This window comes from Burkholderia sp. BC1 (assembly GCF_052683555.1).
Window position 1 is genome coordinate 21,835 of record NZ_JBQYLP010000028.1, and the last position, 13,544, is coordinate 35,378.

General features: G+C 66.6%; 17 protein-coding genes. 2 read left to right on the top strand and 15 right to left on the bottom strand.

Features of this window, described 5'->3' with window-relative positions; all coding sequences use genetic code 11:
• Window positions 1-5: 5 nt before the first annotated feature.
• From ACSHSS_RS15675 to ACSHSS_RS15725, 11 genes are all read right to left on the bottom strand, one after another.
• The gene (locus tag ACSHSS_RS15675; protein ID WP_445545199.1) at window positions 6-623 is read right to left on the bottom strand and encodes a sigma-E factor negative regulatory protein; all 618 of its coding nucleotides are present in this window, start codon (window positions 621-623) and stop codon (window positions 6-8) included.
• A gap of 90 nt (window positions 624-713) precedes the next feature.
• A complete protein-coding gene (gene rpoE / locus ACSHSS_RS15680) occupies window positions 714-1,313 on the bottom strand; it encodes an RNA polymerase sigma factor RpoE (protein WP_006401268.1) in 600 nt (199 codons plus the stop codon).
• 104 nt (window positions 1,314-1,417) lie between these two features.
• Window positions 1,418-1,882 carry a hypothetical protein gene (locus tag ACSHSS_RS15685; protein ID WP_445545200.1) on the bottom strand — a complete coding sequence of 155 codons (465 nt, stop codon included), beginning with the start codon at window positions 1,880-1,882 and terminating at the stop codon, window positions 1,418-1,420.
• A 12-nt stretch (window positions 1,883-1,894) separates the two neighbouring features.
• Window positions 1,895-3,127 (bottom strand): beta-ketoacyl-ACP synthase II, encoded by a 1,233-nt coding sequence (fabF, locus tag ACSHSS_RS15690; protein WP_006415542.1) that lies wholly within the window; start codon window positions 3,125-3,127, stop codon window positions 1,895-1,897.
• Between the two features lie 161 nt (window positions 3,128-3,288).
• Complete coding sequence (gene acpP, locus ACSHSS_RS15695) at window positions 3,289-3,528, bottom strand: acyl carrier protein (protein ID WP_004197638.1); 240 nt, start codon at window positions 3,526-3,528, stop codon at window positions 3,289-3,291.
• A gap of 144 nt (window positions 3,529-3,672) precedes the next feature.
• On the bottom strand, window positions 3,673-4,422 hold the full coding sequence (gene fabG / locus ACSHSS_RS15700; RefSeq protein ID WP_006401271.1) for a 3-oxoacyl-ACP reductase FabG: 750 nt from the start codon (window positions 4,420-4,422) through the stop codon (window positions 3,673-3,675).
• A 36-nt stretch (window positions 4,423-4,458) separates the two neighbouring features.
• On the bottom strand, window positions 4,459-5,391 hold the full coding sequence (gene fabD, locus ACSHSS_RS15705; protein WP_105853860.1) for an ACP S-malonyltransferase: 933 nt from the start codon (window positions 5,389-5,391) through the stop codon (window positions 4,459-4,461).
• A gap of 82 nt (window positions 5,392-5,473) precedes the next feature.
• A complete protein-coding gene (locus ACSHSS_RS15710; protein ID WP_012213795.1) occupies window positions 5,474-6,463 on the bottom strand; it encodes a beta-ketoacyl-ACP synthase III in 990 nt (329 codons plus the stop codon).
• Window positions 6,464-7,570, bottom strand: a complete 1,107-nt coding sequence (gene plsX, locus ACSHSS_RS15715) for a phosphate acyltransferase PlsX (RefSeq protein WP_006408136.1) — start codon at window positions 7,568-7,570, stop codon at window positions 6,464-6,466.
• 129 nt (window positions 7,571-7,699) lie between these two features.
• Entirely contained in the window at window positions 7,700-7,879 is a 180-nt protein-coding gene (rpmF, locus tag ACSHSS_RS15720) for a 50S ribosomal protein L32 (RefSeq protein ID WP_006401275.1), read from the bottom strand.
• A 96-nt stretch (window positions 7,880-7,975) separates the two neighbouring features.
• Window positions 7,976-8,611 (bottom strand): YceD family protein, encoded by a 636-nt coding sequence (locus ACSHSS_RS15725; protein ID WP_006415539.1) that lies wholly within the window; start codon window positions 8,609-8,611, stop codon window positions 7,976-7,978.
• A 185-nt stretch (window positions 8,612-8,796) separates the two neighbouring features.
• Between ACSHSS_RS15725 and ACSHSS_RS15730 the strand changes: the two genes are divergently transcribed.
• Entirely contained in the window at window positions 8,797-9,426 is a 630-nt protein-coding gene (locus ACSHSS_RS15730) for a Maf-like protein (RefSeq protein ID WP_012213797.1), read from the top strand.
• The gene (locus ACSHSS_RS15735; protein ID WP_059785020.1) at window positions 9,423-10,145 is read left to right on the top strand and encodes an SAM-dependent methyltransferase; all 723 of its coding nucleotides are present in this window, start codon (window positions 9,423-9,425) and stop codon (window positions 10,143-10,145) included. Before ACSHSS_RS15730 ends, ACSHSS_RS15735 begins: the two co-directional genes overlap by 4 nt.
• A gap of 84 nt (window positions 10,146-10,229) precedes the next feature.
• On the opposite strand, the gene ACSHSS_RS15740 is transcribed toward ACSHSS_RS15735, so the two are convergent.
• The 4 genes from ACSHSS_RS15740 to ACSHSS_RS15755 are packed head-to-tail and all read right to left on the bottom strand — an operon-like array spanning window position 10,230 to window position 13,299.
• The gene (locus ACSHSS_RS15740) at window positions 10,230-11,222 is read right to left on the bottom strand and encodes a S49 family peptidase (RefSeq protein ID WP_012213799.1); all 993 of its coding nucleotides are present in this window, start codon (window positions 11,220-11,222) and stop codon (window positions 10,230-10,232) included.
• A 12-nt stretch (window positions 11,223-11,234) separates the two neighbouring features.
• Window positions 11,235-11,633 (bottom strand): Rieske (2Fe-2S) protein, encoded by a 399-nt coding sequence (locus tag ACSHSS_RS15745; protein WP_006408132.1) that lies wholly within the window; start codon window positions 11,631-11,633, stop codon window positions 11,235-11,237.
• Entirely contained in the window at window positions 11,630-12,289 is a 660-nt protein-coding gene (locus ACSHSS_RS15750; protein ID WP_006401281.1) for an HAD-IA family hydrolase, read from the bottom strand. Before ACSHSS_RS15750 ends, ACSHSS_RS15745 begins: the two co-directional genes overlap by 4 nt.
• A gap of 5 nt (window positions 12,290-12,294) precedes the next feature.
• Window positions 12,295-13,299, bottom strand: a complete 1,005-nt coding sequence (locus ACSHSS_RS15755; protein ID WP_012467543.1) for an RluA family pseudouridine synthase — start codon at window positions 13,297-13,299, stop codon at window positions 12,295-12,297.
• Between the last annotated feature and the right edge of the window lie 245 nt (window positions 13,300-13,544).

The window sequence follows — 13,544 nt, forward strand, 5'->3', positions numbered from 1 at the left end:
CGAGTTTATTGGCCTGGCGTGGTGGACACGGCAGCGCGGATCAGCGGCATCGAGCCCGTGACGACGGGCTGCTGCGCGAATTGCTGGTGCGCTTCAAGGTATTGATCGAGACTCGCGTCGCGAATGATGTTGACGTCCTGCAGCCCCGGCTGTGCCGATGCCTGCGCAACCGTCACGCGCTGCAGGCCGCCGTTCGTCGGTGCACTGACCGATGCGACCTGCACGGCGCCCGGCGTGCCGGCCGTCTGCATCTGCGGAACGACGATCCACGTCAGCGTGGCCGCCGCGGCAGCAACGGCGAATGCGGGCACCACGCGACGGCGCAGCGACAGCAGCTTGCGGGTAACGGGCGCGGCCGCCGGCGCGAGCAGGTGCGGCTCGGCTTCGAGCGCGGCCGACATGCGTGCGGTGAACGCGGCGCTCAGCGCGGGCGACAGCGCGAGCTCGTCCGAGCGCAGCGCATCGCCGATCAGGTGGTAATGGGCCCACGCAGCGCGATCCGCGCGGTCGAGCTCAGCCAGAAACTGCCCGTGATCCGGGCCGTCGAACATTTCGCCGTCGACCAGAGCGGAAAGGCGCTCGCCGTGCGAGCACGCTTGCGACTGCGTATTGACCGACCCCATGATGCTCCCCATCTTGCACACCCCGTCGTGACTTCACGACTCTATCCGTAACTAGACCCCGACCCGCGTCGTTGCGCCCGTCGGCGGCGCTTACCAGCGCTTGCCTTCCGGCGTATCGAGCAGCGGACGCAATTTCGCAGCGATTGCCTCGCGCGCCCGGAAAATCCGCGACCGGACCGTGCCGATCGGACAGCCCATCATTTCCGCGATTTCCTCGTAGCTGAGACCTTCGATCTCGCGCAGCGTGATGGCCTGGCGCAACTCCTCGGGCAGCGCGGCCATCGCCGTGTTGACCGTTTCGGCAATCTGCTTGCTCATCAACATCGACTCAGGCGTGTTGATATCCCTTAGTTGGTCTGCGTCGGAGAAAGTTTCCGCCTCCTCGGCATCGGCCTCGGTCGACGTCGGCGCCCGGCGGCCCTGCGTCGCAAGGTAGTTCTTGGCCGTATTGACGGCAATCCGGTACAACCACGTGTAGAACGCGGACTCGCCACGAAACTGCGGCAACGCCCGATACGCCTTGATGAACGCGTCCTGCGCCACATCCTCGACCTCGGCGGGGTCCCGCACGAGGCGCGAGATCAGCCGAATGATCTTGCGGTGGTATTTGGAGACCAGGAGTTCGAACGCTGCCTTGTCGCCTTTCTGAACGCGCTCGACCAGAACCTGATCGATTTCTTTTTCACTCACCTGACAAATCCGTTAACTAGGGATGCAACGCGGAGCGCTATTGTAGCGTTCCCGCGCCGGCCGCTGCGCGCGCCGCTGGTTACGCGTCGTAACGGCGCGTGCCGTCATGCGCGCGCCGCCCGGCCCGCGCTGCGCGCGAGCACCGCCAGTGCGCTGAACGACGCGCCGTCGAGCGCATCGGCCGGAATCAGCAGCGGCCGCGCCCGCCGGGCGCCCTGCCCGATCGACAGCACGAGCAGCAGGCTGCTCCAGTGTGCATGCCCGGTCACGCGACCGCGCGCGAGCAGCCGGCCGCCGCGGCCAAACGCCGCAACTTCCCCGAATGCATCGATCTGCAGCTCGTGCGGCAAGCGGCGCGCGCAGGCGCGCACCGCGCCGATCGCCAGCAGCGCCGCCGTGGCGGCCGCGACGCATGCGCCCGTCACGATACCGGCCCGCGGCGCGCAGAACAGGTACGCGGATGCCGCGGCCGCCGCGACGAACGCGGCCAGCACGACATACGACACGGCCGAGGCCCGCAGCGAGAAACGCTGCGGACGCCCGGCCGGTGCATCGAATGGACTCGTCAAGCGATGTGGGCGTCAGACGCGCTTGAACACCAGCGTGCCGTTGGTGCCGCCGAAGCCGAAGTTGTTCTTCACGGCCACGTCGATCTTCATCTCACGCGCGGTGTTCGCGCAGTAGTCGAGATCGCACTCCGGGTCCTGGTTGAAGATGTTGATGGTCGGCGGCGACACGTTGTTATGCAGCGCGAGCACCGTGAACACCGATTCGAGGCCGCCCGCGCCGCCCAGCAGGTGGCCCGTCATCGACTTCGTCGAGTTCACGACGATCTTGTACGCGTGATCGCCGAAAGCCGCCTTCACCGCGTCGGATTCGTTCTTGTCGCCAAGCGGCGTCGACGTGCCGTGCGCGTTCAGGTACTGGACCTCGTCCGCGTTCACGCCGGCGTCGCGCAGCGCCGCGACCATGCAGCGGCGCGGGCCGTCCATGTTCGGCGCGGTCATGTGGTACGCGTCGCCCGTCATGCCGAAGCCCGCGACTTCCGCGTAGATCTTCGCGCCGCGCGCCTTCGCCGATTCGTACTCCTCGAGCACCATCACGCCGGCCCCTTCGCCGAGCACGAAGCCGTCGCGGTCCTTGTCCCACGGACGCGATGCGGTGGCCGGATCGTCGTTGCGGGTCGACAGCGCGCGCGCGGCCGCGAAGCCGCCGATGCCGAGCGGCGACACCGTCGATTCGGCGCCGCCGGCGACCATCACGTCCGCGTCGCCGGCCTGGATCAGGCGCGCCGCGAGGCCGATGCTGTGCAGGCCGGTCGTGCAGGCCGTGACGGCGGCGAGGTTCGGGCCCTTCAGGCCGAACATGATGCTCAGGTGGCCCGAGATCATGTTGATGATCGAACCCGGCACGAAAAACGGCGAAATACGGCGTGCGCCGCGATCGACGTAGGTCTGGTGCGTGTCTTCGATCATCGGCAGACCGCCGATGCCCGAGCCGACCAGCACGCCGATGCGTTCGGCATTCGCTTCGGTCACTTCCAGACCGCTGTCCTTCAGCGCCTGGATGCCGGCCGCGATGCCGTAATGGATGAACGTATCCATGTTGCGGGCTTCCTTCGCCGGGATGTATTCCTCGGCGTTGAAACCCTTCACCTCGCCCGCGAAATGCACGGCCAGGTTCGACGCATCGAACTTCGTGACGGTGGCGATACCGGACTTGCCGGCGACGAGATTGGCCCAGCCGTCGGCAACATTATTGCCAACAGGCGAAATCAGCCCCAGGCCTGTAACGACAACACGACGGCGGCTCACGGTAACCTCTTTTCCATTGGATGACAAAAACAAAAGCCACAGTGGCCACAGGAACCAGCCCTGCGAGCCCTGTGGCTGTTAGTCCGTCCGGCGAGGATGCCGGCAGGATGGCGCGTCAAACGCGAAGATCGCGGCGACGTGACAGACGAGCGCGGCTGCGCTTACGCCTTGACGTTCGCGCGAGCGTAGTCGATCGCTTGCTGAACCGTCGTGATCTTCTCCGCCTCTTCGTCCGGGATTTCCATGCCGAACTCGTCTTCCAGAGCCATCACCAGTTCGACGGTGTCGAGCGAGTCGGCGCCCAGGTCGTTCACGAACGAAGCTTCGTTCTTGATCTCGGCTTCGGCGACGCCCAGTTGTTCGGCGACGATCTTCTTGACACGTTGTTCGATGTTGTCCATTACCCCTCCGAGGGAAAGTTCAGATTTACAAGTGCGCGCATTTTATCAGGTTTGCCCAAGGCAAAACGCGCGTTGGCTTGATGGTCGATCAAGCGCCGATCCGCCTGAAAAACGGGATACGGCGCGGATGGTAAACGAAAATGCTCAAGACATGTACATGCCGCCGTTCACGTGCAGCGTCGTGCCGGTGATGTAACCGGCCTGCGGCGATGCGAGGAACGCGACGGCGTGTGCGATGTCTTCCGGGCTGCCGAGGCGGCCGAGCGGAATCTGCGTTTTCAGTGCGGCCTGCTGCTCTTCCGGCAGCGTCTTCGTCATGTCGGTATCGATGAAGCCCGGCGCGACGCAGTTCACGGTGATGCCGCGGCTGCCGATCTCACGCGCGAGCGCACGCGTCATGCCCGCCACGCCGGCCTTCGCGGCCGCGTAGTTGGCCTGACCCGGATTGCCGGCCGAACCGACCACCGAGGTGATGTTGATGATGCGGCCGCCGCGCGCCTTCATCATCGGACGCAGCACCGCACGCGACAGGCGGAACACCGACTTCAGGTTCGTATCGATCACAGCGTCCCAGTCCTCGTCCTTCATGCGCATCGCAAGCTGATCCTGCGTGATGCCGGCATTGTTGACGAGCACGTTCAGCGCGCCGAACTCCTTCACGGTCGCGTCGATCAGCGCTTCGGCCGCGGCGGCGTCGTTGACGTTCAGCACCGCGCCGCGGCCCGTCACGCCGGCCTCGGCGAAGGCGGCCGTGATCGCGGCGGCGCCCGACTCGCTCGTCGCCGTGCCGATCACCGTCGCGCCGAGGCGCGCGAGTTCGAGCGCAATCGCACGGCCGATGCCGCGCGATGCGCCGGTCACGATCGCGACCTGTTTATCGAGAGTCTTTTCCATGAATCGAATATCCGTCTCTTGAGGAACGGCGCCGCGTTACGCGGTCACCAGCTTGAGCGCTTCGTCGAGCGACGCCGGATCGAACACCGATGCGCCCGTCAGGTTGCCGTCGATGCGCTTCGTCAGGCCCGCGAGCACCTTGCCCGGCCCGCATTCGATCACGTGCGTGACGCCCGTGCCCGCCATGTGCTTCACGCATTCGACCCAGCGCACGGGGCCTGCGGCCTGGCGCACGAGCGCGTCCTTGATCGCGGCCGGATCGCTGACGACCGCGACGTCGATGTTGTTCACCACAGGAATCTGCGGCGCCTTCACCTCGACGTTCGCGAGATAGTCGCGCAGCTGATTCGACGCGGGCTTGAGCAGCGACGAGTGGAACGGCGCGGACACCGGCAGCGGCAGCGCGCGCTTCGCGCCCTTCGCCTTCGCGACCTCGCATGCCTTTTCGACGGCCGCCTTCGCGCCCGCGATCACGACCTGCGCCGGCGCGTTGAAGTTCACGGCTTCGACCACGCCTTCGCTCGACGCTTCCGCGCACACGGCGCGCACGGTGTCGTCATCGAGGCCGAGGATCGCGGCCATCCCGCCCTGCCCGACCGGCACCGCGGTCTGCATCGCCTGCGCACGGAAGCGCACGAGCGGCACCGCGTCCTTGAACGCGATCGCACCGGCGGCGACGAGCGCCGTGTATTCGCCGAGGCTGTGCCCCGCGACGATCGACGGCGCCGGACCGCCGGCCTGCTGCCAGGCGCGATAGCACGCATAGGCGGCCGTCAGCATCACCGGCTGCGTATTCGTCGTCAGATTCAGTTCTTCGGCCGGGCCTTCGGCGATCAGCTTGCCCAGATCCTGGTTCAGCGCATCGGACGCTTCCTGCAGCGTCTCGCGCACGACGGCGAGATCGGCGAACGCGTTCAGCATGCCGACGGACTGCGAGCCCTGCCCCGGAAAAACGAATGCAAATTTCATATCGTCCCCAATTGAATCGATTCGAGCGGCGCGCACGAACGGCGCGCCGAAGGGAGCGCGCGCGCCATGCGCGCGCGACGGATCAGTAGCGGAAGACCGACGCGCCCCACGTGAAGCCGCCGCCGACGCCTTCGATCAGCACGTGCTGACCGCGCTGGATGCGGCCGTCGCGCACCGCGGCATCGAACGCGAGCGGAATCGACGCGGCGGACGTGTTGCCGTGCTCGCCGACCGTCACGACCATGCGTTCCTGCGGCAGCCCGAGCTTGCGGCACGTGCTCGTCATGATCCGGATGTTGGCCTGATGCGGAATCAGCCAGTCGACCTGCTCGGGCGCGAGATTCGCCTTCGCGAGCGCTTCGATCGCGACCTTCTCGAGCACGTTGACCGCGAGCTTGAACACGGCCTGCCCGTCCATGTGCAGGAACGCGCTGCCGTCGATCACGCCGCGATTGACGTTGCCCGGCGTGCAGAGGATGTGCGAGTAGCTACCGTCCGCATGTAGCGCGCTGCCGAGCACGCCCGGCTCTTCCGAGGCGGACAGGATCACCGCGCCCGCACCGTCGCCGAACAGCACGCAGGTCGTGCGGTCCTTGAAATCGAGGATGCGCGAGAACGTCTCCGCGCCGACGACGAGCGCCGTGCGGTGCTGGCCGCTGCGGATGAAGCTGTCGGCCGTCGCCACCGCATACGCGAACCCCGAGCACACGGCCTGAACGTCGAACGCCGCCCCGCCGTTGCGGATGCCGAGCTTGTTCTGCAGCAGGCAGGCGGTGCTCGGAAACACAAAATCGGGGGTCGAAGTCGCGACGATGATCAGGTCGATCGACTGCGGATCGATGTCGGCCGCCTCGATCGCGCGGCGCGACGCCTCGAGCGCGAGATCGCTCGTCGTCACGTCCGGCGCGGCGAAATGGCGCGCGTGGATGCCCGTGCGCGCCACGATCCATTCATCGCTCGTCTCGATACCTTCCTTCGCGAGACGATCGGCAAGCTGCTGGTTCGTGACACGGTCGGGCGGCAGATAGCTGCCCGTGCCGAGCACGCGGGAATAGAGAGTCGATTGGGCCATTTATGCTTTAGAGGATTGCGCAGCGGAAGGTTCGGCGTGATGGCCTGCGGCCGGGCTCGCGGGGCCCGCGCCGCCTGCGTCGTGTTCGCCGTCGCCGAGCGACACCGAATTGTCCGCCATCGCGCGCGTGAGGCGCTCCAGCACGCCGTTTTTGACGGCATCATACCCGCGTTTGATCGCCCACTCAAACGCGTACGCGTCGGCCGAACCGTGGCTCTTGATCACGAGGCTCTTCAGCCCCAGCAGCGCCGCGCCGTTGTACTGCCGATGGTCGACGCGCTTCTTGAAGCGCATCAGCACGGGCAGCGCGAGCAGCGCCATCAGTTTCGACAGCAGCGAGCGGCCGAACTCCTCGCGGATGATGTCGGAGAGCATCTGCGCGAGCCCTTCCGACGTCTTCAGCGCGACGTTGCCGACGAAGCCGTCGCAGACGATCACGTCCACGGTGCCCTTGTAGATGTCGTTGCCTTCGACGTTGCCGCGGAAATTGAGCGTACTCGCGCGCAGCAGTTCGCCGGCGCGCTTGATCGTCTCGTTGCCCTTGATCACTTCTTCGCCGATGTTCAGCAGGCCGATCGTCGGTCGGTCCTTGCCTTCGAGCGCGGCGACGAGCGCGTGGCCCATCTCCGCGAACTGCAGCAGATGCTGCGGTTCGCAGTCGACGTTCGCACCGAGGTCGAGCATCATCGTGTAGCCGGTGGGATTCGGCAGCGAGAACGCGATCGCGGGCCGCTCGATACCGGGCAGCGTCTTCAGCACGTAACGCGACACGGCCATCAGCGCGCCGGTGTTGCCGGCCGAGATGCACGCCTGCGCCTCGCCGTCCTTCACGTGATTCAGCGCGACGCGCATCGAAGAATCCTTCTTCTTGCGCAGCGCGACTTCGACAGGATCGTCCATCGCCACGACTTCGGTGGCGGGCACGATGGACAGCGCGGGATCGTCGAGGGCTTTCAGCTTCTTGAGCTGCGCGCGGATCGCGCTTTCGATGCCGACGAGCATCAGGTGCGCATCGGGATGCGCACGAACGAACTTGACTGCCGCGGGAACGGTCACGGACGGGCCGTGGTCGCCTCCCATGCAGTCGATTGTGAGCTTTACGGTCATGGAATGCGACGAATTTCAGGCACAAAAAAGCGGCAGTTGAATGCCGCCTTTTTGTTGAGCCAGGAAAGTGTCAAGCGAACCAGTTGTCACGCGAACGGCCATCGTAACGCGCAACGCACGAGGAGACGCTTAGTCGTTCTTCGTCTTGACGACTTTCTTGCCGCGATAGTAGCCGTTCGGGCTGATGTGGTGACGCAGATGCACTTCACCCGTGCTCGGCTCGACTGCCAGCGGCGCTGCCGTCAGGAAATCGTGCGAACGATGCATGCCGCGCTTCGACGGCGACTTCTTGTTTTGCTGGACTGCCATGACTAACTCCTAAAAATTTTCCGGATTCTAACACAGCCCGATCCGGCGCTTAACTACCCTGGCCCACGGCCCTTACGCCTTCCCGCGCCACACTGCTCAGTGTTTCTTGCTGCCGTCCCCGTCCTTCTTCAGCGCTTCGAGCGCTGCGAACGGATTCGGCCGTTTGCCTTCGTCCCCGGCGTCGTCGGACTCCTCGTCCGCCTCTTCCGAAGGACCGCTCGCACCCGACACGAGGCTTTCGTGAACCGCCGGGCAAACCTCGTGCTTGGGCACGAGCGGCAGCGAAAGCAGCAACTCCTCCTCGATCAAGTCGACGAGATCGAACTGGCGCGAGCCCACGATCACATCGGCTTCATCGTCGTCGAGCGGAAATTCCTCGGCTTCTTCTTCGGTCGCGACGATCCGGTACACCATGTCGACGTCGAACGCCTGATCGTACGGGGTCATGCAGCGCTGGCACGTGAGCCACGCGTGGCCGTGCAGCGCGAGGCGCAGATACGGCTGCTGCCCCTCGGTGCCGTCGTCCTGCAGTTCCTTCTGCGTGAACCCCTCGGCCTGCCACGTGAATACCGTGTCGCGATCGGGCGCGTCTGCCGGCACCTCGTTCAACATGCGCGGCAGTTGCGAGAGGCGCACCGCGCCTGCTGCCTGCCGCCCGCTGCGGGCGAATTCGAACAGGTCGACCGCGTGCGGATCGAGCGCTGCCGCAGGTTTGCCAGAAGAAGTGTTCATGTGCGCTCCCTGCAAGTCGATCCGGCTTGGCGCCGCGTACTTCCGAAGACCCGGCCGACACCCGAACGGGAGCCTGCCGATGAAAAGCGGGAAAGCATACCTGTTTTACCTTTTTCAGTCAATCACTTAAGCTTGCGTCCGCGCAACCTCGCGCAAGCCCCGACGACTCACCGATTCCATCGACCATGCCGGATACCGTTTGCCGCCCGCCGCGGCTGATTCTCGCCTCCAGTTCCCGCTACCGCCGCGCGCTGCTCGAGCGCCTCGCCGTACCGTTCGACGTCGTGTCGCCCGACCTCGACGAAACGCCGCTCGCCGGCGAAACGCCCGCCGCGACCGCGCTGCGCCTCGCGGCCGCGAAAGCGCGCGCGGTGGCCGCGACGATCGACGCGCCCGACGGCGTGCTCGTGATCGGGTCGGACCAGGTCGCCACCTTCGACGGGCTGCAGATCGGCAAGCCCGGCACGCACGAACGCGCGCTCGCGCAGCTCGTGTCGATGCAGGGACGCGAAGTCGAATTCCACAGCGCGCTGAGCCTCTACGACAGCCGCACCGGCGAAGTGCAGACCGAGGACGTCGTGACGCGCGTGCGCTTCCGCTCGCTGCCCGAAGCCGAGCTCGACGCCTATCTGCGCGCCGAAACGCCGTACGACGTGGCCGGCAGCGCGAAATCCGAAGGGCTCGGCATCGCGCTGCTCGACGCGATCGATTCGGACGATCCGACCGCGCTCGTCGGCCTGCCGCTGATCGCGCTGACGCGGATGCTGCGCGCCGTCGGCTATCCGCTGTTCACGCCGCAAGGAGCACGCGCATGACGGCCGGCACGCTGTACCTCGTCCCCAATACGCTCGGCGAAGGCGACGCGTCGATGCTCGCCGCCGTGCTGCCCGCCGCCGTGCAGGCACGCGCCGGCACGCTCGGCTACTACATCGGCGAAAACGCGAAGACGACGCGCGCGTTTTTGAAGAAGATCGGCACGTCGCGGCCGATCCAGGACATCGAGATCCGCGAACTGAACGTCAATACGCCGGCCGGCGAGATCGACCGGCTGCTCGCGCCGGTACTGGCCGGCACGGACGCGGGGCTCGTCTCGGAAGCCGGCTGCCCGGCCGTCGCCGACCCCGGCGCGTTGCTCGTGCGGCGCGCGCACGAACGCGGCGTGAAGGTCGTGCCGCTCGTCGGGCCGAGCTCGATCCTGCTCGCGCTGATGGCCTCGGGAATGAACGGCCAGAGTTTCGCGTTCAACGGCTATCTGCCGGTCGACGCGGCCGCGCGTGCCAAGCGGCTGCGCGAACTCGAGCAGGTCTCGCGCAAGGCGCGCCAGACGCAGATCTTTATCGAGACACCCTACCGGAACCAGGCGATGCTCGACACGCTCGTCGCGACGTGCGCGCCGTCGACGCAGATCTGCGTCGCGGCCGATCTGACGCTCGCGACCGAGACGATCGCGACGCGCACGGCGGCCGACTGGAAAAAGGCGCCTGCGCCGAATCTGCACAAGCGCCCTGCGATTTTCCTGCTGCTCGCGCACTAAGGCGGCACTCGGCGCCGCGGCATGCGGCGCCGGGGCCCGATCGCCGAATCCGCCGGCCGCGGCCTCGCGGGGCGGCTCTACCCCTCAGCGCAGCTGAACCGACGCGCCGGCGGCCGTCAACGCCTTCATCGCGGCGCCGCCGACGGCCGCGCCGAACTTGCGCGCGACGCGGTTCGTCAGGCTTTCCTTGACCGTGTAGTCGACGAGATCCGGCGCCTTGATGACGTCGCGCGCGACGGAGTCGGTCGTGCCGTAGCCGTCGGCGAGCCCGAGTTCGACGCTCTTCTCGCCGGTCCAGAACAGCCCGGAGAACATGTCGGGCGTTTCATGCAGCCGCTTGCCGCGGCCGTCCTTCACCGCCTTGATGAACTGCGCGTGGACCTGATCGAGCAGTTCCTGCGCATGCGCGTCCATCTTCGGCGTTTCGGGCGAGAACGGATCGTAAAAGCCCTTGTTTTCGCCCGACGTATGCAGCCGGCGCTCGACGCCGAGCTTGCCCATCAGCCCGGTGAAGCCGAAGCCGTCCATCAGCACGCCGATCGACCCGACGATGCTCGCCTTGTCGACGAAGATCTTGTCGGCCGCGGACGCGATGTAATAGCCGCCCGACGCGCACATGTCGGTCACGACGACGTACAGCGGCTTGTCCGGATACTTGCCGCGCAGGCGCCGGATCTCGTCGTAGACCATCCCGGCCTGCACGGGACTGCCGCCCGGGCTGTTGATCCGCAGCACGACGCCGGCTGTGCCGTCGTCCTCGAAAGCGGCGTCGAGTGCGGTGTTGATGTCCTCGGCGTTCGCATTGGTGCCGGCCGCGATTTCGCCGTCGATCGTCACGAGCGCCGTGTGCCGCCCGCCCGACGCGAATTTCGCGTCGCTCGAGAAGTCGATCAGCGCGAACGCGAGCAGCAGGAATACCGCGAGAAACGCGAAGCGGAAGAAGATCTTCCAGCGCCGTGCCGCGCGCTGCTCTTTGACGGCCGCAAGCGCGATCCGCTCGAGCGCGGCGCGCTCCCAGTTCGGCTCGCGATTGTCGGGGCGGGACGAGGATTCAGGGAAATTCGGTTGATCGGTCATGCAGGATTGTCGTCAGTCTTGCGTGGCGGGACGCAGGTCCGCGTCGGGAAGCCAGAATACCGCACGCCCGTCGGGCGTGTCGCGCTCGTCGACTTCGACCGGCCGCAGCCGCCCGCCGCGGCACGGGCCGCCGACGCACTGCCCCGTGTCGGGCGCATAAATCGCGCCGTGCGTCGCGCACATCAGATAGAGCCCCGACGATTCGAAGAACTGGCCCTCGGCCCAGTCCAGTTCCATCGGCACGTGCGCGCAGCGGTTCAGATAGCCGTAGGCGCGGCCGTCGTAGCGCACGAAGAACACGACCGCCTGCTCGCCGCGCAGCGTCGCGTCGACGCGCACGCCGGCGCCGCCGTCGACCAGCGCGTCCGACGCGCAGACGCGCACCGCGTCCGTAGCGGGCGCGGCGCTCATGCGTGCTCCCTGAGCCATTCGGCCAGCGCGTTGACGTCGGGCGCGACGAAGCGCGGCGCGAGCGCGGCCAGCGCGTCGGCCGTATGCGCGCCGTACGCGACGCCGACGCCGGCCGCCCCGGCGCTCGCGGCCATCTGCAGGTCGTGCGTCGTGTCGCCGATCATGACAGTGCGCGCCAGATCCTGCCCCAGTTCGCGGGACAGCTCGTGCAGCATGGCCGGATGCGGCTTCGAGAACGTTTCGTCCGCGCAGCGCGTCGCATCGAACAGGCTCGTCAGCTTAGACTGGTCGAGCACGCGGTTCAGCCCGACGCGGCCCTTGCCGGTCGCGACCGCGAGCAGGTAGCCGAGGTCGCGCAGCTCCGCGAGCAGTTCCCGCACGCCGGCGAACAGCTCGATGCGCTGATCGTCGAGCAGATAGTGATAGCGGTAGCGTTCGGCGAGCCGCGGATAATCGGACGGATCGAGCGTCGGCGCCGTGATGCGCAGCGCGTCGCGCAGCCCGAGGCCGATCACGTAGCGCGCGGATTCGTCGGACGGTTTCGGCAGACCGAGATCGCGGCATGCGGCCTGGATGCTGTGCGCGATGTGCGCGGTCGAATCCATCAGCGTGCCGTCCCAGTCGAAGACGATCAGATCAAATTGCTGTCGGGGCATGCGGTTCAGGCGGTATCGCGCAGTGCGCTCAGTTGATCGAGAAAGTGCCGGCATTCGGCCGGCAGCGGCGCGTCGAACTGCAGCGCGTCGCCGCTCAGCGGATGGGCGAGCCGCAGCCGGTGCGCATGCAGGAACATCCGCTTCAGCGACGGTTGCGCATTCGCGCGCGCCAGCGCCTTGTTCAGTGCGAAATCGCCATACTTCGCGTCGCCGACGATCGGCAGACCGAGATGCGCGAGGTGCACGCGAATCTGATGGGTCCGACCCGTTTTGAGTTCCGCTTCGACCAGCGCATAGTCGGGCCAGCGCTCGACGAGATTGAATACCGTGTGCGACGCGAGGCCGTCGTCCTGCACGCGCACGCGCCGCTCGCCGTCCGCCGTCGTGTACTTGAACAGCGGCGCCTTGACCGCGCGGCGACGGCCCCAGTCGGCCTGCCATTCGCCGTGCACGCAGGCGAAATAGCGCTTGTCGATGCGGTTCTCGCGGATCTGCTCGTGCAGCGCGACGAGCGCGGTGCGCTTTTTGGCGAGCATCAGCACGCCGGACGTCTCGCGGTCGAGCCGGTGCACGAGTTCGAGGAATTTCGCGCGCGGGCGCGCCTGCCGGAGCTGCTCGATCACGCCGAACGCGACGCCGCTGCCGCCGTGCACGGCGACGCCGGCCGGCTTGTCGATCACGAGCATCGCGTCGTCTTCGAACAGCACGTCGAACTGCGCGGGCGGCACGATGGGCGCGTCGGCGCGCGCGAGGTCGGCCGCGGCCACGCGCACGGGCGGCACGCGCACGACGTCGCCGAACGCGAGCCGGTACTGCGCATCGACGCGCCCCTTGTTCACGCGCACTTCGCCGCTGCGCAGAATCCGGTAAATATGGCTTTTCGGCACGCCCTTGCAGACGCGCAACAGGAAATTGTCGATCCGCTGACCGGCTGCACTTTCGTCGATCTGGATCATGGAGACCTGACCGCTTGCGACCGAATTCTGGGATATTTTGCCTAACTCATTCATACTGAATATAATTTTGCCCAGCCTGACGTTGCGGGCGGCCTGATCGGCCGACCCGGCCCAACCGGGCAAGGCGCAAGCGCAAACCGTCATTTTACTTGCGCCGGGGGTCCGCTGCTCGCCCCTTATCAAAGAGAAGCAGCAAGTTGCACGCACGGCGCCGACCGTCGGCAAGGATCGCGCCCACAGGCGGATTCGGTCGGCAAGGCGCCGCGGTAACGGAAAGTTGGTTGAAAAGAATTTGATTG